The organism is Streptomyces sp. NPDC015125 (assembly GCF_043080045.1).
Lineage (GTDB): Bacteria > Actinomycetota > Actinomycetes > Streptomycetales > Streptomycetaceae > Streptomyces.
This window is the reverse complement of sequence record NZ_JBIBVF010000001.1, coordinates 1,111,802-1,128,138: the sequence shown is the minus strand read 5'-3', so window position 1 is coordinate 1,128,138 and position 16,337 is coordinate 1,111,802. Positions and strand designations below refer to the sequence as shown.

13 protein-coding genes and 1 pseudogene are annotated in these 16,337 nt (G+C 72.7%); 7 read left to right on the top strand and 7 right to left on the bottom strand.

Annotated elements, in window-relative coordinates:
- Positions 1-82: 82 nt before the first annotated feature.
- Positions 83-1,870, top strand: coding sequence for a hypothetical protein (locus ACF088_RS04930; RefSeq protein ID WP_392373936.1), 1,788 nt, complete (start codon positions 83-85; stop codon positions 1,868-1,870).
- A gap of 129 nt (positions 1,871-1,999) precedes the next feature.
- Here the strand turns inward: ACF088_RS04930 and ACF088_RS04925 are convergent, their stop codons facing one another.
- Positions 2,000-3,352, bottom strand: coding sequence for an ABC transporter substrate-binding protein (locus ACF088_RS04925; RefSeq protein WP_392373935.1), 1,353 nt, complete (start codon positions 3,350-3,352; stop codon positions 2,000-2,002).
- Positions 3,353-3,469: 117 nt separating this feature from the next.
- Here ACF088_RS04925 and ACF088_RS04920 point away from each other — a divergent pair, with 117 nt between their 5' ends.
- Both ACF088_RS04920 and purU read left to right on the top strand, forming a co-directional pair.
- Positions 3,470-3,982, top strand: coding sequence for a hypothetical protein (locus tag ACF088_RS04920; RefSeq protein ID WP_392374004.1), 513 nt, complete (start codon positions 3,470-3,472; stop codon positions 3,980-3,982).
- Between the two features lie 32 nt (positions 3,983-4,014).
- Positions 4,015-4,905 (top strand): formyltetrahydrofolate deformylase, encoded by an 891-nt coding sequence (gene purU, locus ACF088_RS04915; RefSeq protein ID WP_392373934.1) that lies wholly within the window; start codon positions 4,015-4,017, stop codon positions 4,903-4,905.
- Between the two features lie 127 nt (positions 4,906-5,032).
- On the opposite strand, the gene ACF088_RS04910 is transcribed toward purU, so the two are convergent.
- A complete protein-coding gene (locus tag ACF088_RS04910; protein ID WP_392373933.1) occupies positions 5,033-6,370 on the bottom strand; it encodes a zf-HC2 domain-containing protein in 1,338 nt (445 codons plus the stop codon).
- A 137-nt stretch (positions 6,371-6,507) separates the two neighbouring features.
- Positions 6,508-7,083 (bottom strand): annotated as a pseudogene (locus ACF088_RS04905) (sigma-70 family RNA polymerase sigma factor); the annotation flags it as partial.
- 462 nt (positions 7,084-7,545) lie between these two features.
- On the opposite strand from ACF088_RS04905, the gene ACF088_RS04900 reads away from it, so the two are divergent.
- On the top strand, positions 7,546-7,920 hold the full coding sequence (locus ACF088_RS04900) for an STAS domain-containing protein (RefSeq protein ID WP_392373932.1): 375 nt from the start codon (positions 7,546-7,548) through the stop codon (positions 7,918-7,920).
- 106 nt (positions 7,921-8,026) lie between these two features.
- Here the strand turns inward: ACF088_RS04900 and ACF088_RS04895 are convergent, their stop codons facing one another.
- The 3 genes from ACF088_RS04895 to ACF088_RS04885 form a co-directional block, all read right to left on the bottom strand.
- Positions 8,027-9,280, bottom strand: coding sequence for a sensor histidine kinase (locus ACF088_RS04895; RefSeq protein WP_392374003.1), 1,254 nt, complete (start codon positions 9,278-9,280; stop codon positions 8,027-8,029).
- 119 nt (positions 9,281-9,399) lie between these two features.
- On the bottom strand, positions 9,400-10,062 hold the full coding sequence (locus ACF088_RS04890; protein WP_392373931.1) for a response regulator: 663 nt from the start codon (positions 10,060-10,062) through the stop codon (positions 9,400-9,402).
- A gap of 335 nt (positions 10,063-10,397) precedes the next feature.
- Positions 10,398-10,709, bottom strand: coding sequence for a hypothetical protein (locus tag ACF088_RS04885; RefSeq protein WP_392373930.1), 312 nt, complete (start codon positions 10,707-10,709; stop codon positions 10,398-10,400).
- 485 nt (positions 10,710-11,194) lie between these two features.
- Between ACF088_RS04885 and ACF088_RS04880 the strand changes: the two genes are divergently transcribed.
- Positions 11,195-11,872, top strand: coding sequence for a LysE family translocator (locus tag ACF088_RS04880; protein ID WP_392373929.1), 678 nt, complete (start codon positions 11,195-11,197; stop codon positions 11,870-11,872).
- 83 nt (positions 11,873-11,955) lie between these two features.
- Entirely contained in the window at positions 11,956-12,636 is a 681-nt protein-coding gene (locus ACF088_RS04875) for an HAD family hydrolase (RefSeq protein ID WP_392373928.1), read from the top strand.
- Positions 12,637-12,700: 64 nt separating this feature from the next.
- Here ACF088_RS04875 and ACF088_RS04870 read toward each other — a convergent pair whose 3' ends face one another.
- A complete protein-coding gene (locus tag ACF088_RS04870; protein WP_392373927.1) occupies positions 12,701-13,750 on the bottom strand; it encodes a hypothetical protein in 1,050 nt (349 codons plus the stop codon).
- Positions 13,751-14,071: 321 nt separating this feature from the next.
- On the opposite strand from ACF088_RS04870, the gene ACF088_RS04865 reads away from it, so the two are divergent.
- Positions 14,072-16,318, top strand: a complete 2,247-nt coding sequence (locus ACF088_RS04865; RefSeq protein WP_392373926.1) for a serine/threonine-protein kinase — start codon at positions 14,072-14,074, stop codon at positions 16,316-16,318.
- Positions 16,319-16,337: the final 19 nt, after the last annotated feature.

Genomic DNA, 16,337 nt, shown 5'->3' with positions numbered 1-16,337 from the left:
CAGGCGACGTGGTCGAACGTTGCTGCGACCCGGTAGCGTGCAGCCGACGATTCCGTAGGTCTGCACGTTGGTAGGAGTCACGGTGACGCAGAGCGGACAGGGTCACGACCCGCAGAATTCTGCGGCCGGTCCCGCGCGAGAGGGCATTGTGCTGCCCGCCAACGGTGAGCCGTGGGTGCCCGACCAGCAGGCCGCGCCGCCGGCCGGGCAGCCGTGGGGCCAGCCCTGGGGACCCGGCTCGCAGCAGGGGTACGGCGAGGCGCCCGGCCAGTACGGCGAGGCACCTGGCCAGTACGGCGAGGCGCCCGCCCCGCAGCAAGCGCAGGCGTACGGCCAGGGCTACCAGCAGCCGCAGCCGCAGCCGCATGGCCAGGGCCAGCAGGGTTACGGTCAGGGCCCGCAGGGATACGCCCCGGAACAGGGGCAGCACCCCCAGGCCCCCCAGGCGCCCGCGCCGCAGCAGCCACAGCAGCCGCCGCAGCCGCAGGGCGGCCAGGGCTTCCCGGCGGCGCCCCAGGGGCAGCCTCCGGTGCCGCCGCCCCCGCCCTCGATGCCACAGCAGGCGCCCCAGCAGCCTCAGCAGCCTCAGCAGCAGTACGGGCAGCCGCCGCAGGGCCCGTCCGGAGAGCTGGTGCGGGCGACCCCGCAGGCCGGTGCGCCGCTGCCGCCCGCCGCGAGCGATGCGGAGGCCACCGCGCTCATCTCCCCCTTCGACAAGCAGTCCGGCGGCCCCGGTGCCGCGCCGCTGCCGCCCGAGGCGGGCGCACGGCCCGAGACGCCCGACGAGTCCACCACGATGCTGCGCGCCATCAAGCCGAACCAGGCCAGGCCCCAGGGCCAGGGCCAGCCGATGCCGCAGTCGCAGCCGATGCCCGGTGCCCAGGGCGCGGGCGACTCCGAGGCCACCCAGCTCATCCCGCCGGTCGGCGCCGGTGCGCCGCCCCCGCCGCCCGGCGCGCCGTACGGCGTCCGCCCCGGTGGGCCCAGCGACCGTCCCACCCCCGCCGAGTTCGACGGCCTGTTCCGCGACGGGCCGGGCGCACCCGGCCAGACCGGCGCCCCGGACTCCACCGCGCAGCTACCGCGCTTCGAGGACCCGGGCCGGCCGCCGTACGGCCAGCAGGGCCACGGGCAGCAGGGCCACGGCCAGCAGGGTCAGGGGTACCAGGGGCAGCAGTTCCCGCCCGGCGGCGGCTACGACCAGCAGGCCTCGTACGACGACGGTGGCGGCCGCCGCCGGCTCGCCCCGGCCGTGATCGTCGGCATCGTCATCGTGGCGCTCGCGGGGGCCGGCCTCGGCCTCGGCTGGGCGCTGAGCGGGGGAAGCGACGAGGGCACCGCGAAGAAGCAGGACACCGGCGCCGGTACGACGAAGGCGGCCAAGGACTCGGAGCAGCCGAAGCCGTCCGCCGATCCGGCCGAGGCACAGGCCAAGGGCCTGGACGCGCTGCTGGGCGACAGCAACAACAGCCGTTCCTCGGTGATCGGCGCCGTCAACAGCATCAAGTCCTGCAGCAACCTGGGCGGCGCGGCCAAGGACCTGCGGGCCGCGGCCGGCCAGCGCAGCGCCCTGGTGAAGCGGCTGCAGCAGCTCCCCGTCGACAAGATCCCCCAACACTCCCAGCTGACCGCCATGCTGACCAAGGCCTGGCAGTCCTCGGCAGCCGCGGACAACCATTACGCGGCCTGGGCCGGCCAGGTCGGCAGCAAGAAGGGCTGCCACAAGGGCAAGGCCCGGCTCAGCAGACAGACCGCCCAGGGCAATGCGGCCAGCGGCCAGGCGACCACGGCCAAGAAGCAGGCGGCCCAGGTCTGGAATCCGCTCGCCAAGAAGTACGGCCTGACGGAGCGCCGCCCCGAACAGCTCTGAGCCCCCCGAGCAGCTCTGAGCAGGGTCATCCGAGCAAGGTCATCCGAGCGGGGGCAGGGGCGGGAGCCCACCCGGCTGCCCGCCCCGCTCGGTTCTCCCCGCGCTCCGGCTCCTGTCCGCCCCGCCCGCTCAGCTGTCCGTGTGCCGCCGTTCCAGCGTCTTGGTGACGTTCACAAAGCCGTCCTTGGCGGCGGTCAACTCGCCGTCCCTGACGACCTGGTAGGTCACCATCCCGTTCACGATCCGCGGGAAGTCCTGGACGGCGAGCATGTCGTCGTCCCGCCAGCGCAGCTTCGGGGTCAGTCCGCCGGTGTCGATGGCGTGGTCACCGCGGTCCAGCGTCGTCTGCAGGGCGTGCGGGGTGATGTCCTCCACGCCCGCGTCGTCGAGCTGCCCGATCAGGGCGCGCAGCACGGTATAGGCGATCCAGGTCGTCTGGACGCCCTGGTCGGCCGGGTCGATGCGGTTGTCGTCGAAGGCGAAGTCGTTGATGACCTTGCGCATCGGCTGCCAGCGCGGATCGTGGGCGACCGGGTACCAGCCGGTGATGTCGGCGTCCTCCAGCGGCCCGGCACTGCCGCCCGTGCGGTTCAGCAGCGACTGGCCGACGCTGCCCAGGACGGAGGCGACCCGCACCTTGGGGCGGTCCTCCTGCAGCCGCCGGAACGAGTCGAAGAACGCGTCCGTGTGGTCGCCGAGCGAGGCGGCCACGCAGGAGCCGGGCACCTTTCCGCCGGCCGCCGAGGTGCCGTGGACGGCCGGGTCGGCGCCCACGCCGTCCAGCGCGTGGTTCACCTCGGACGAGTAGTCGGTACCGTCCTCGGGCGCCTTGATGTCCTTGGCCGGGTGACGGTTGCCGCTCTGGAGGCCGGAGTTGAGCAGGGACGGCATCTGGTCGCCCTGGATGGTGTCCGGCCGGACCAGCGCGACGCGCGTGCAGTCGTGTGCCAGCTGGCGGCCGTTGCCGGCGAGCAGGGAGGCCTGGCCGCCGTTGACGGGGTAGGACAGCGGGCTCTCGAACTCTTCGTCCGAGGCGCCGTAGCCGCCGATGAAGGGGATGCCCTTGACCTCCAGCGGCGACATGAACGAGCGGCCGAACTGGCTGTACGAGCCGACGACGGCGGCGGCGCCCTCGCTCACCGCGCGCTGGGCGCAGTGCGCCGCGGTCACCGAGTCGTTCTGCTCGTTGCAGGTCAGCACCCGCAGATGGTGGCCCCTGATACCGCCCCGGGAGTTGACCCAGCGTGCGTAGGCCTGCGCCATGGCCGGCATACCCGGCATATTGGTCGCCTTGGTGCCCTCGGGGGCCCAGGTCATCACCGTGATCGGCGCCTTGTCCCCGGAACCCTCCGCCGCCCCGGCGGGCGAGCCGCAGCCCGAGAGCAGCGACGCGAGGACCGCCGTGCACGCCGCCGCCGAAGCGGTGGCGGCCGCGGGAACCGAGGAAAGGGGGCGGGGGAGGGAGCGTCGCCGTCCGGTCATGGCACAGCAGCCTTCCGTCCTGCCCGGAACGGGTTGGTGACGACGAGGCAATGGATGGTGACGTAGAGGTGAACTCCGGGGGGCTGCTTGAGATCGTTGGTGAAGAACGTACGATCGATTGCTGTGCAAGGTTCGGAGAAGTCTTCCCGTCGCGGGCGCCGCTCGACCACCATGGGCGGTATGCCACTCAACGACATGCCGTGGTGGCGCTGGCGCAGCAATGTGCGTTCCGCGCTGCACATGCTCTCCGACCCCGCCTTCCAGCAGGAGGCCTGGCTGGCCGGCCTGCCCGGGTACGGAGACGTCACCGACGCCGTCTACCGCCTCGTCGAGGACACCTGGCTGGACAACTGGTCCGCCGAGAAATACGTCGGCACGATCTTCCGGGACTCCCAGGAGGCGCAGCTCGTCGATGCCGCCGTGCTCCGGGTGCTGCGGATCATGCACCAGGTCGGCGCGGATGCTCCGGTGACCGCCTATCTGGAGCACCAGGGCTGGCCGGAGGCCGTCCATGCGGCCCGGGAGGCCCATGTGCAGCTGGCGACGGCGGACGGCGAGGACCCCGGCGCCGCGCCGCGCTCGCTGGAGGTGCTGGCCATCATGACCGGTCAGGCGGATGCCCCGGCCTGACCTGCTCGGCAGGTGTGCGACCCTATGAGGTCATGAGCGAGTCGCAGCCCACCCAGCCCCGTCAGCACGATCGGAACGATCAGTACGTCCTCACCTTGTCCTGCCCGGACAAGCAGGGGATCGTGCACGCCGTCTCCAGCTATCTCTTCATCACCGGCTGCAACATCGAGGACAGTCAGCAGTTCGGCGACCACGACACCGGGCTGTTCTTCATGCGGGTCCACTTCAGTGCGGACTCCTCGGTGAGCGTCGACAAGCTGCGGGCCAGCTTCGCGGCGGTGGGCGACTCCTTCGGCATGGACTGGCAGATCCACCGGGCCGAGGAGAAGATGCGGATCGTCCTGATGGTGTCCAAGTTCGGGCACTGCCTCAACGACCTGCTCTTCCGCTCCCGGATCGGCGCCCTGCCGGTCGAGATCGCGGCCGTGGTCTCCAACCACACGGACTTCGCCGAGCTGGTCGCCTCGTACGACATCCCCTTCCACCACATTCCGGTCACCCGCGACACCAAGGCCCAGGCCGAGGCGCAGTTGCTGGAGCTGGTGCAGGCCGAGAACGTCGAGCTGGTGGTGCTCGCCCGCTATATGCAGGTGCTCTCCGACGATCTGTGCAAGGCGCTGTCCGGCCGGATCATCAACATCCACCACTCCTTCCTCCCGAGCTTCAAGGGCGCCAAGCCGTACCACCAGGCGCACGCCCGCGGTGTGAAGCTCATCGGTGCCACCGCGCACTATGTGACCGCCGACCTCGACGAGGGCCCGATCATCGAGCAGGAGGTCGAGCGCGTCGGCCATCAGGTCACGCCGGACCAGCTCGTGGCGATCGGCCGGGACGTGGAGTGCCAGGCGCTGGCGCGGGCCGTGAAGTGGCACAGCGAGCGCCGGGTCCTGCTCAACGGCAGCCGGACGGTCGTCTTCGCGTAAGCAGGCCTCTCCGCCACCGCGGAATACCCTCCCCACCCAGCACGTTGTGGCCCCGAGGGGGCCCTCGGCCCCCCTACGGGGTGTGTTCGACCGCCCCTTAGTGGCGAGCGTCCAGAGGCGGGACCGTCTAGAGGCGGGACAGCGACGCGGTGGCGAAGAGGACATCGCGGATCGCGTCGCGTTCGCCGTGCTGACCTGCGGCGGCCTCCTCGGGAGAGATATGGCCCGCGGCCAACTGGCAGAACTCGGCGCTGTCCAGGGCGATATGGGCGACCGTGCGGTCCGGGGTGCCGAGCGCGGCCGGTGAGTCCAGCGCTATGTACCAGTGGCCGCCGCCATTGCCCTCGATCTCCAGATGGAGCGTACGGCCCGGGGCGCCCGCCTCGACCAGCCGCTGCGGCGGCGCGGCCAGCCCGGCCCGGCGGCGGTCGGCCAGCGCGCTGGGCAGCAGCCGGGCGGCGAGGTCGACCATCTGGTGGAGGTGCCCCGACGCCGGCGGCTCGTACGGATAGTCCACCGCCTCCGCGATATCCCCGGCATGCACCCAGCACTCGAAGGCGCGGTCCAGGAACGCGTCGCACAGCGTGAGCCGGAACTCCCCGTACGGCACGGCGAGCTCGGCCACCTTGTCGCCGGCGAACGACACCTGCCGTATCAGCGCATAGCTCTGGTCGCGCCACGGTGCGCGCAGGGCGAGCGGGCTGTGCGCTTCGGCCGGCGTCCGCCAGAACGTTTCCGTACGGATAAGAGGGTCCGGGGTGCCCGGCGGGGCGGTCGTGCCGAGCGGGTCGGGCAGCCCGAGAGCCGTCGCGACCAGGCCGTCGACCGCCATCAGATGCCCCATGACGCCGGCGACGGTGGACTCCCGCCCGACCGGACGCTCCCCCTCGAACCAGCGCAGCCGCACCGGAGCACGCCATTCCGATTCGCCCATGTCGCGCAGTAGCGCGTCCAGTTTGGCGGTCTCCGCGTCATAGGGCGTCGCCCACTCGGGCACCGGGATACGGGCCGGACGGCGGCCCAGGCAGCCCTCCAGCACCCGGGAGCGCAGCAGCGGATCGAGGTCGAGGCTGTCGGCGGGGTGCAGCAGCCCGACGGCATCGCGCAGCCGCAGCGCTTCGTCCGCACAGGAGGCGCAGTCGGTCAGATGTGCCTCGACCGCGGCCGTCTCCTCGGGGGAGCAGGCCGACAGCGCCCAGGCGCCGAGCAGCGACTTGAGGATCCGGTGCGGTGGTCCGGGCGCCGGCAGGGGGAAGGGGACGGCAGCGGGCAGCTCGGTCACGGGCTCGGCTTCCGGTTCGCGGGGGCCGCCGCCGGTCTCCTGCACCGGGTCGCGGACGGGTACCGGCAGGTCGTCCGGGAGCGGGCCGTGGTCCTCGGCCGCGGTGCGCGGTGCGGGTATCCGCGGTTGTTCGCCGGGGCTGCCGGGCAGCTCGCGGTCGTCCCACTCGTCCGGGCCGTTCACCGGGGCCGTCCGTGTCCCGGGCCGCCGGGCGGTGCGGAGGTCCCCGGGCCGGTGTGCTGGGAGTGTGGCGGGCGGGGTCCGCGGGGAGTGCGCGGCGCCTGCGGTCCATGGGACGAGGCGGGTGCGGAGCGCGGGGCGGGTGCGGAGCGGTGGGCGGGCGGCAGGGCCTGGTGGCTGTGAGCGGTGGACAGCAGCTGCAGGCCCAGGCGGAGCCGACGCCGGGCCTCGTCCTCCGTGACGCCGAGGTCGGCGGCGGTCTGGCGGTAGTCCCGGCGCTGGAAGTACGCCAGCTCCAGGGCGGCCCGCAGCGGCGCGGGCATGGAGGTGACGATGAAGTCGGCGCGGGCCGCGGTGGAGGCCTCGCGGATCTTCTGCTCTATTTCGGCGGGTGCGGGGGCGTCGGGTCCGCAGTCGCGCGCCGAGGCCGCCTCGGCCTGGCGCAGCCGCTGGACGGCCTGATGGCGGGTGATGCCGGCGACCCAGGAGCGCAGCGGGCCCTGCTTGGGGTCATAGGAATCCGGGTGCTCCCAGATGTAGCCGAACACCTCGCGGGTCACGCGGTCGGCGGCGTCCTCGTCGTCCAGGACGCGGTAGGCGAGGCTGTGCACCAGAGAGGCGAAGCGGTCGTAGAGCTCACCCAGCGCGGCCGCCTCGCCGTGGGCGAGCCGCTGCTGCATCCGCCTGTCCCACCGCGGTGGGGCGTCGTGTCCCATCGGATCCCCATCCCTGCCCGGCGCCTCCGGGCTCACACCTCGGCCGTCACTCCTGCACCCGCTTGCCCGGACCTGTGTGCACCGTCACAGGACCGCCGTGCCCTCGAATGTAATGCGCGGGTCTGACAACGCACGCTCCTTTGCGGCAAACCGAGCCCTGAGGGGTACGGGGATGGTAAAGCCCTGACGGACCGATGCCCTCGCTTTGTGGCGATAATGCCCGATCGCAGTGGATCGATGCGGATCGTTCGTGCCCGTATGGGGCCATGTGTTATCCGTGTGTGACCGAATGTCGGCGAAGAGCTGCGCTCCTCGGGGCATAGCCTTAGGCGTACTGCCTGTTGCGCCAAGGATTCGGAAGAGTTTCAGGGGAGAGGGGCCGGGCAGTCGAGCGGGGAAGGATGAGTTCCGGATGCGGTCCGTATTCATCCGGTACGAAAGCGAGCGAAAGGCTTCGAGCGCGTGTCGTTGAAGGTGGCAGAGGACGAAAAGGGCCCCTGGGCCGTACTCCAGGTGTCCGGTGAGATGGACCTGGTCACCTCACCGGCGGTGCGCCAGCATGTGCACGACGCGGTGGCGGACGGGCGGAGATCTCTGGTGCTCGATCTCTCCGAGGTGCGGTTCTGCGATTCCAGCGGCGTCGGCGTACTGATCGCCGCCCGCCGGTTGATGCGCTCCTGCCAGGGGCGGCTGCGGCTGATCCTCCCCGCCCAGGGTGCCGTGGACGGCTCACACGTCAACCGGGTGCTGGCCGCACTGGGCGTGCGTCGGCTCTTCGAGGTCTACCCGGACCTGGGCACCGCCGTCGACGAGGCCGCCGCACCGCTCTCCGCCTGAAGCCTCGGGCTGAGGCCTCGGGTTGACGCCTCGGCACCAGGACCAGGACCAGGACCAGGACCAGGACCGGCCCGGCCGCTGTTCCTGCCCCGTGGCCGGCCCTCCTTCACCCCGCTCCGTACGGGAATTCCGCCCGTACGACGAAGCCGCCGTCGGAGGTGCTCCGCGCCTCCAGCGTTCCGCCGAGGCTCTGGGCGCGCTCGCGCAGCCCCACCAGGCCGTGTCCGCCCCCGGGCAGCGCGGGGACCGTCGCCGTCGCGTCCGGCGGCCCGTTGCGTATCTCCACCCGCAGCCCGTGCGCCGAACGGCCCCCGTCGGCCGCCTCCGCTCCGTCCGCCGCCTGTGCCCCGTCGGCCGCCTGTGCCCCGTAGGCCACTTCTGCTCCGTCCGCCACCACGCCCCGGACCGTGTCCACCGGATCCACCCGCACCCGCACCCGCGCTCCCGGAGCGTGCTTGCGGACGTTGGTCAGCGCCTCCTGGACCGTGCGGAAGGCCGCCCGCTCCACCGTCTTCGCGCCGCTCACGCCGCCGGCGCCGGCCACCACTCCGCGCTCGTACGTCACATCCAGCGCGCTCATCTCGATCAGCCGCGGCAGCTCCTCCAGGTCCGGCTGGGGAGCCAGGTCACGCGCCTCCGCCGCCTCACCGCCGTCCGCCCGCAGTACGCCCACCATGTGCCGCAGTTCCTCCAGCGTCCGTACAGACAGCTCCCGGATCGTCCTGGCACCCGCGCGCGCCTCCGCGTCCTCGGTGCTCACCTGCACCGCCCCCGCCTGCAGGCTGATCAGGCTGACCTGATGGGCCACCACGTCATGCATCTCCCGGGCGAGCCGGGCACGTTCGGTGGTCTTGACCCGGTCGGCGAGCAGCCGGTCCTCACGGCGCAGGCTGCGGGTCAGATCCTCGACGCGGGCGGCCAGTTCCCGGCGGGTGCGCATCAGCAGTCCCAGGGCGATGGGCGCGGCCGAGGTGACGCTGGCGTCGATCAGTACCAGGGTGTTCTCCCGGTACGCGGTGAGTTCGAAGTCGGAGATCGGATACGGGAAGAAGTGCGCGGCGATCAGCAGCAGCGCACAGCAGCCGAGCCGCGCCCGGCCGGGCCGCCGGGCGGCCAGGGTGTAGAGCGCGATCATCGGCGCGAACCAGATGTAGCCGATGTAGAGCCCGGGGAGGGTGAAGAGGAAAACCAGCAGCGGGAAGCGACGGCGGATCAGCAGGGCGGCCGCTGCCGCCATCGAGACGCCCACTTCCAGGTCGAGTTCGACGCCGTTGACCAGCATCGCGTCGGCGATCGCCAGCAGAACGGGGACCGCCAGCGGAGCGACCTTGCGCAGCCGCCGCCCGACCGGCCCACGCAGCAGCGCCCGCCCCGCGCCGGTGCCCGGCGCCGCCGCGCCCCGGCCGGATGTCACCCGGCCGGGCGTCCCCAGGCCGGAGGTCACCAAACCGCTCCCTCTGCCGCTCCCGCCCCCGGTTCTCACCACGACCCCCGAGGGGCGCCCGCGACCAGGCCCGCCCGGTCGGCGACGATGGCCGCCTGGATGCGGTTGATCCCGCCCAATTTGCCCAGCAGGGCGCGCACATGGTCCTTGACCGTACTGGGGGCGAGCCCCATCCGGTCGGCTATCTGGGCGTTGGCCAGGCCCTCGCCGAGCAGGGCCAGCACCTCGGACTCCCGCGGGGTCAGCCCGCTCACCGCCCGGTTCGCGGCGGCTTGGTCCTCGGCGGTCAGATAGCCCCCGATCACGGCACGGGTGACGCCGGGATCGAGCACGCTGCCGCCCGCCGCCAGCGTCCTGACGGCCCGTACGAGTTGTTCCGGGTCGGAGTCCTTGAGCAGAAACCCGGCCGCACCTTCGCGCAGCGCCGCCGTCAGGTACTCCTGGGCGTCGAAGGTGGTCAGCATCGCCACCACGGGCGGCTTCGGGGCGGCGCGCAGCCGGCGCAGTACGGTCAGCCCGTCCACGTCCGGCATCCGGATGTCCAGCAACACGACATCGGCTGCGCACCGCAGCACGGTCTCCACGGCCTCGGCGCCACTGCAGTCCGCGACCATCTCGATGTCCGGGGCGGTCCCCAGAATCATCCGCAGTCCGGATCTGACCAGCCGCTCGTCGTCCACCACAGCGACACGGATCACCGGCCGCCCCTTTCTCCTTCGCGCCCACTCCAGCTCGCAAAACCGCCCGGCATCGCGCGATTCCGCTTGCCTGTCACCCGGGACCGCCCTGTGGTGGCCCCGCACCCCCGCCGAGCGGCGGGGGTGAGCCCGCGACCTCTGGAGGATGCCGCGGGGAGGACCCCGCGGGCAGAGTTGTTCACATGCTGCACCACTGAAGAGGCCACAAGCCCAGGACGCGTTGCAGTTCACATCGGCGGCCGCCGCGACCCCCACACGCGGCGGCCGCTTCGCGCGTGCGGGGGCGTTCCGGAGGGGGATCTCCCCCGCACGCCCGGCAAGCACCTGGTGCGTCCTCAAAACTCCAGGTCAGGCAGGGTGTCGTCGTCGGTTGTCCGCGCACCGTGGCTCTGTGCGACCCGTAAGGCGGCCCGCTGCGCCGTACGGAGCTGGGCCGACAAAAACCGCAACTGCCGCGAGTCCACCGCCGGATCATCGATCGGAACCCGGGCGTGCTCCAGCAGTCCTGTGCCCATCCTGTGTTGCAGCGCCTCGATCTGATCGGCGCGCCGGGCGAGAGGGCTGTCGTCCCGGTCCGTGAGGAGATGGCAGGGCTTGTCGTCCGCGCCGGTCCACGGGAGCAGCCGCGGGGTGGGGGGTGTGCTCATCGGGCCGCCTCCGCCTCGGCCTCCGCCTCGGCCTTCGCCTCCGCTTGCGTGTTGTGCCGGTGCGCACGGAGGGGGTGCGCACGGAGGGGGCGCGGATGGGGTGCGGATGGGGGGCCTGGGTCGCGTCGACCTGCTGTCGTGCGGTGGCACGGCCCCGGGCAGTTCGCGACGGCCGCTGGGCCCGTCGTTCTTGACGGTGCGGCAACGCTGGGCAAGGGCCTGCGCCCCGGACGGTGACGTGCTGTGCCGCTTTCCGTCTCTGCAGAAGGACGTACCGACCGCGCTACGCCTGTGTACGGCGCCCCCTGGGCGCCCTCGTTCCGGGGGATCCCATGTGATCGGCTGACCCCATGTCACATGAGGTGTATCCCGGGCACATCACCTGAGGCGTGAGGCGCAAAGCCAAATGCGAACACCGCCATCCCCTGCCCGGTTCCGGGCAGAAATGTGGACGTTCCATGGGTCCCGACCTAGGGTGTTCGCTCATGATCACCTTAGCCGCAATAGGGGCTTTTGCCCTGATAGTGGGGCTCCTTACGCTCACTCCCGGGCTGGATACCGCACTCATCCTGCGGACCGCGGCGCTCGGACGCCGCCGACGCGCCTGGGGTGTGGTCCTCGGCATCCAGAGCGGCACGCTGGTCTGGGGCGTGCTCACCTCGCTCGGTGTGACCGCACTGCTGACCGCGTCTCACCTCGCGTACGAGACTCTTCGTTGGGCCGGAGCCGCGTACCTGGTGGGGATGGGCGGCAGACTGCTGTGGGCCACCTGGCGCCACTCATCGAGCGAGAGCCCGCAGACAGCGGGGGCCGGGGGCGAGGCCAAGGCCGGGACAGGCGCCGGCGACTCCCTGATCGGCGGCTGGCGGCAAGGGATCGCGACCCATCTCCTCAACCCGAAGAGGGGTGCCTTCTGCGTGGCGGTGCTCCCGCAGTTCATCCCCGCCGGCGCCTCGCACCTTGCTCCAGGCGTGGTCCTGACCGGTGTGCACCTTCTCTTGGGCGTCGTCTGGGCGTGCGCACTGATCGCCTTCGCGCGCGTGTTCCGAGACCGCCCGCAACGGCCCTCGGTCCGCCGCTACCTCGACCGCATCACCGGCACGGTCATCGCCGCCTTCGGCATCCGGCTCGGGCTCCGGCTCGGGCTCGGGCTCGGGCAGTGAGGTACCGGGAGACGCCACCGCAAGGCCACCCACAGTCGCGGAACGGGCAACCCGCGCCTCACCCGAAGCGAAAGGACATCTGTATGTGCTCGCTCCCCCTCAGCGCCGAGGCCGTGGTCTTCGACTGCGACGGCTTGCTGGTCGACACCGAAGCCTGCGCGACCGTTGCGGAGACGGCCATCTTCGCGGCGCACGGCCATCCCTTCGGTCCCGAACAGAAAGCCCTGGTCATCGGCCGCACCGTGGAGGGCGCCGGAGAGGCCATGGCGCAATACTTCGGGCGGCCCGGCGCCGGTGCCGAACTCGCCGCCGAGCTCCTCCAAAGAGTCCGCAAGGAGCTTTCCCGGGGCGCCGCGGCCCTCCCCGGGGCGGCGGACCTGGTGCGCGCCTGCCGGGCGGCCGTTCCCGTCGCCGTAGCCAGCAACAGCCCCCGGGAACTGCTGGACGCGGCACTGTGGTCGGCCGGCCTCACCGACTGCTTCACCCACTCGTTCGCCGCCGACGAGGTACGTTCCCCCAAGCCCGCACCGGAGCTCTACCTCACGGCATGCGAAGCGCTCGGTGTGGCCCCGGAGCGTTCCGTCGCCTTCGAGGACTCGGCCACGGGCATCGCCTCGGCGCGTGCCGCCGGGCTCTACGTCGCGGTCGTACCGTCCCTCTCAGGAGCCGACCTCGATCACGACTGGCTGGGCACCAGTCTGGCCGACCCCGAACTGCGGGACTGGGCCAGGGAGCTGGGGACCGGGGCGAACACCGCCTGCTGACCCGTCCTCTTCGAGTGCCGCACGCGCTACGCCCGTGTGCGGCGCCGACGCCCCCTACAACCCCCTACAACCCCCTACAACCCCCACTCCGCCCCACCGCAGCCGCCCGGAACCCCTCCGTCCGCATGCCCCCGTACGGGCCGAAGCCGCGGCCGGTGGCCAGGACGACGACCGAGGTCATGGCTGCCAGGGCGTAGGCCGTCGTGGCGAGCGACAGGGCGCCCTGGGGGGTTTCGAAGGAGCGGTTGAAGAAGTCCGTGACGGTCAGCGAGACGACGATCCGCACGGTGATGTACAGCTCCAGCGCGGCGAACACCAGGAGCGCGCCGCGCACTTCCCGTCGTCCTCGTAAGGCCAGCACCCCGAGAACGAGGAGCGCGAGCACCGATCCGAGGGTGGCGAACGCGCTGGGCGCGGCCAGATCGAGGGTGCCGAGCACCGAGCCGTCGACCGCATTACGCAGATAGTGGCCCACGTCCCCCTCGGGGGTCGTCAGATCGGCGACGAGCCAGCCGATGCGTGCCAGGCACATCAGCAGGAACAGCACCCCGCAGATCTGGGACTGGCGGCGCCACCAGGTTTCCGGGCGCGACCAGGTTTCCGGGCCGTCCGCCCCCGGGGCGGACGGGTGCCCGCCACGGCGGCGCTCGGTGGCCGGGGCCATCGCGCACAGCACGACCAGCGCCACCACCAGCCCCAGACCGCGGGTGGTGAGCACCCAGCCGCCCAGTGGGTCGTGGCCGTACAGGTCGCGGTAGGTGGCGTCCAAGAGGCCCACGCCCTCCCGCAGGGAGACGGCGATCAGCACCCAACCGGACAGCAGCGCCGCGGAGCGCGCCACCCGTCGCCGGGCCAGTGCCAGCCCGGCGATCACCAGGAACCCGACGGTGAAGGCCCATTCGTACGGGCCGAGGATCTGGGTCGTGGGGGCGGCGCCCGGGTTGAACAGGCCCTCCAGGAAGTCCCAGACGTTGCCGTCCCCTTGGGCGATGCCGTAGGCCGTCCAGGCGAGCAGCACACCGGAGTAGAGGGCGAGGGACAGGGCGGTCGTACGGTAGGCGCCGCTGTGCTCCGGGGCGGCCCGGCCGGGGTCGGGGCCCGGACGGACATCCACCGTTCCACCGTCCTGCATCACCATGACCGACCCCCGATCCGCTTCTCGTGGCCACCGCGCACCGGTTGTTCCCGTACGACAGCCTCACTGTGTCAAGGACGGTGGAAGAGCAGGTGGAGGTTCCACCCCGTGTGTCGTGCGGTCAGGGGTTCCGGGTGGGCAGCGCGACAACTGCGTCCACGGGGCGGTGGATCACGGCGGGCCGGGGCGGCGTCGGGGCGGTGTCGGGGCGGTGTCAGGGCGGCGTCGGGCATGGGCGACCTTGGCCGGTCCCCGAGGTGACGCCCTTCCCGTGAGGGGCCGGTGCGGGAAGATGGGCCCATGGGGATCTTCGGGGGCGAGGGCCGGCTGATCGGTGGCCGGTACCGCCTGGGAGTACGGCTGGGCCGCGGCGGTATGGGGACGGTCTGGCGTGCCACCGACGAGCTGTTGGCCCGTCAAGTCGCGGTGAAAGAGCTGCACTTGGACGAAGGTGCTGGTGAGGGGGCGGACGGGGGTGCGGGCGAGGGTGAGGGCGAGGGTGTGGCCGGGTCCCGGTCCGGGTCCCGGCCCGGGTCCGGGTCCGGGTCGAGGGGGCAGCGTGAGCGGGCGATGCGGGAGGCGCGGACGGTCGCCGGGATCAAGCACCCGAATGTGATTGTTGTGCATGACGTCGTCGAGCAGGACGGCCGGCCGTGGATCGTGATGGAGCTGGTGGAGGGCCCGTCGCTGGCCGACCGGCTGCAGAGCGGCGGACCGGTCGCGCCGCGCGAGGCCGCCCGGATCGGTGTCGCGCTGCTGGGCGCGCTGCGGGCCGCGCACACCCGCGGGGTGCTGCACCGCGACATCAAGCCCGCCAACGTCCTGATGGAGTCGGGCACCGGCCGGGTCGTCCTCACCGACTTCGGTATCGCCCAGGTCCCCGGTGTCACCACGCTGACCGACACCGGCGGCTTCGTCGGCTCCCCCGAATACACCGCGCCGGAACGGATGTCCGGCCGCGGCACGGGGCCCGAGGCCGATCTCTGGTCGCTCGGGGTGCTGCTGTGCGCCGCGCTCAGTGGTGCCTCGCCGTTCCGCCGCGACTCGTTGGGCGGCGTGCTGCATGCCGTGGTGTACGAGGACATCCAATTCCCGGAGGCAGCACGGGCGTTGCGCGCCGTCGTCGAGGGGTTGCTGGAGCGCGATCCGGCGCGTCGGCTGGGTGTCGCCGAGACGGAGCGGCTGTTGCGCGGCTATCTGCGGTCGGGCCGCTCTCCGGGGCGCGGGACGGGCGACCAGGGGCCCGGTCGTGACCAGGGGACCGGGCGCGGCCATGGTCACGGGGGTGGTCATGGCTACGGTCACGGGGGCGGCCGTGATCGCGGCTACGGCTACAGCCAGGGTCAGGACCAGGGCCAGGCCCAGGGCCGGGGCCAGGGCCAGGATCAGGATCAGGGCCAGGGCCAGGGCCAGGGCCAGGGCCAGGGCCACGTCCACGCGGGTGACGGGGGCGCGGGCCGCGCCGCCGAGGCCGTGGCGGGCGCGAGCGGGCCGGGGCCGGCGGGGCCGCCGGGGTCGGCGGGGTCCCGCTCCGGGGGCCGTCACGCCCCGCACCACCCCGGACCCGATGTCCACGCCTCCCCGCAGGACGGACCCGGCGACGGCCTGCCCAGTGAACACCCGCCCAGCGAGGACCCGTTGGCCGCGGGGACGCCGCCCGCGGCCCCGGCCGGTCCCGGCCGTGCTCCCACCGGAGACGGCGGCGGAGACACAGGTGGAGGTGGAGGCGCAGGCGCAGGTGGAGATGGAAGCGCAGGCCGAGGTGGCGGCGGGCGGCCCGGCGGGCGCGCGGGCGGCCGGTCCCCGGGTACGCCGATCCGGGCGGCGCTCGACGACCGGGCGCTGGCGGCGGCCGCCCGGCCGCACACCGGCCGGCTCCGCACCGCGCTGCTGGTGGCGCTCGCGGCGGTGCTGATCGGCGGCACGGGTGCGGGCCTCGCCGTCCTCCTGATGCACCCGAAGGGGAGCGACGGCGAGGCCGGCGGCCGGTCCCCGCAGGCCTCGGACGCGGGGCCGGGACCGGCGCGGAGCCCCGGCCCCGGCAGCGCACGGCCCACCGTCACGGTCACCTCGTCGCCCGCCCCGGGGGCCACCGGCAAGATCCCCGCCGGGTACCGCCTCGTCCACGACCCGGCCGGCTTCGTGCTCGCCGTACCGGACGGCTTCACCCGCTCGTACGAGAACGACCGCGTCTACTACTCCTCGCAGCGGAAACGGTTCCGGATCGGCATCCAACTCCAGAAGCGGGTCCCGGAGGGGCCGCTGGGGGCGATGCGGACGGCGGACGCGGAAGGCCCGGCGCACTACCGCGGCTACCGTCAGGGGCAGGTCACCGAGACCACCCACAACGGGCGCCGGGCCGGGCGCTGGGAGTTCGTCTGGGACGGCGGTGTGCAGGACGGCGGCTCCCGCTGCACCTACGACCTCAGCTGGGACGAGGGCGGCCGGATGATCGACGTGTGGCTCTCCTCCCCGGTCGGCGCACGCACCGAGGCCACGCGGCACTTCGACACCGCGCTCGACGCGTTCCGGCTGACCGGGGCGTGACCCGGGGTCCTGGTCGTCC

What these genes read in the sequence shown, in the direction of transcription:
- ACF088_RS04925 (WP_392373935.1), bottom strand. Translation starts at nt 3,352, where the DNA reads ATGACCGGACGGCGACGCTCCCTCCCCCGCCCCCTTTCCTCGGTTCCC.
- purU (WP_392373934.1), top strand. Translation starts at nt 4,015, where the DNA reads ATGAGCGAGTCGCAGCCCACCCAGCCCCGTCAGCACGATCGGAACGAT.
- ACF088_RS04885 (WP_392373930.1), bottom strand. Translation starts at nt 10,709, where the DNA reads ATGAGCACACCCCCCACCCCGCGGCTGCTCCCGTGGACCGGCGCGGAC.
- ACF088_RS04880 (WP_392373929.1), top strand. Translation starts at nt 11,195, where the DNA reads ATGATCACCTTAGCCGCAATAGGGGCTTTTGCCCTGATAGTGGGGCTC.
- ACF088_RS04875 (WP_392373928.1), top strand. Translation starts at nt 11,956, where the DNA reads ATGTGCTCGCTCCCCCTCAGCGCCGAGGCCGTGGTCTTCGACTGCGAC.
- ACF088_RS04865 (WP_392373926.1), top strand. Translation starts at nt 14,072, where the DNA reads ATGGGGATCTTCGGGGGCGAGGGCCGGCTGATCGGTGGCCGGTACCGC.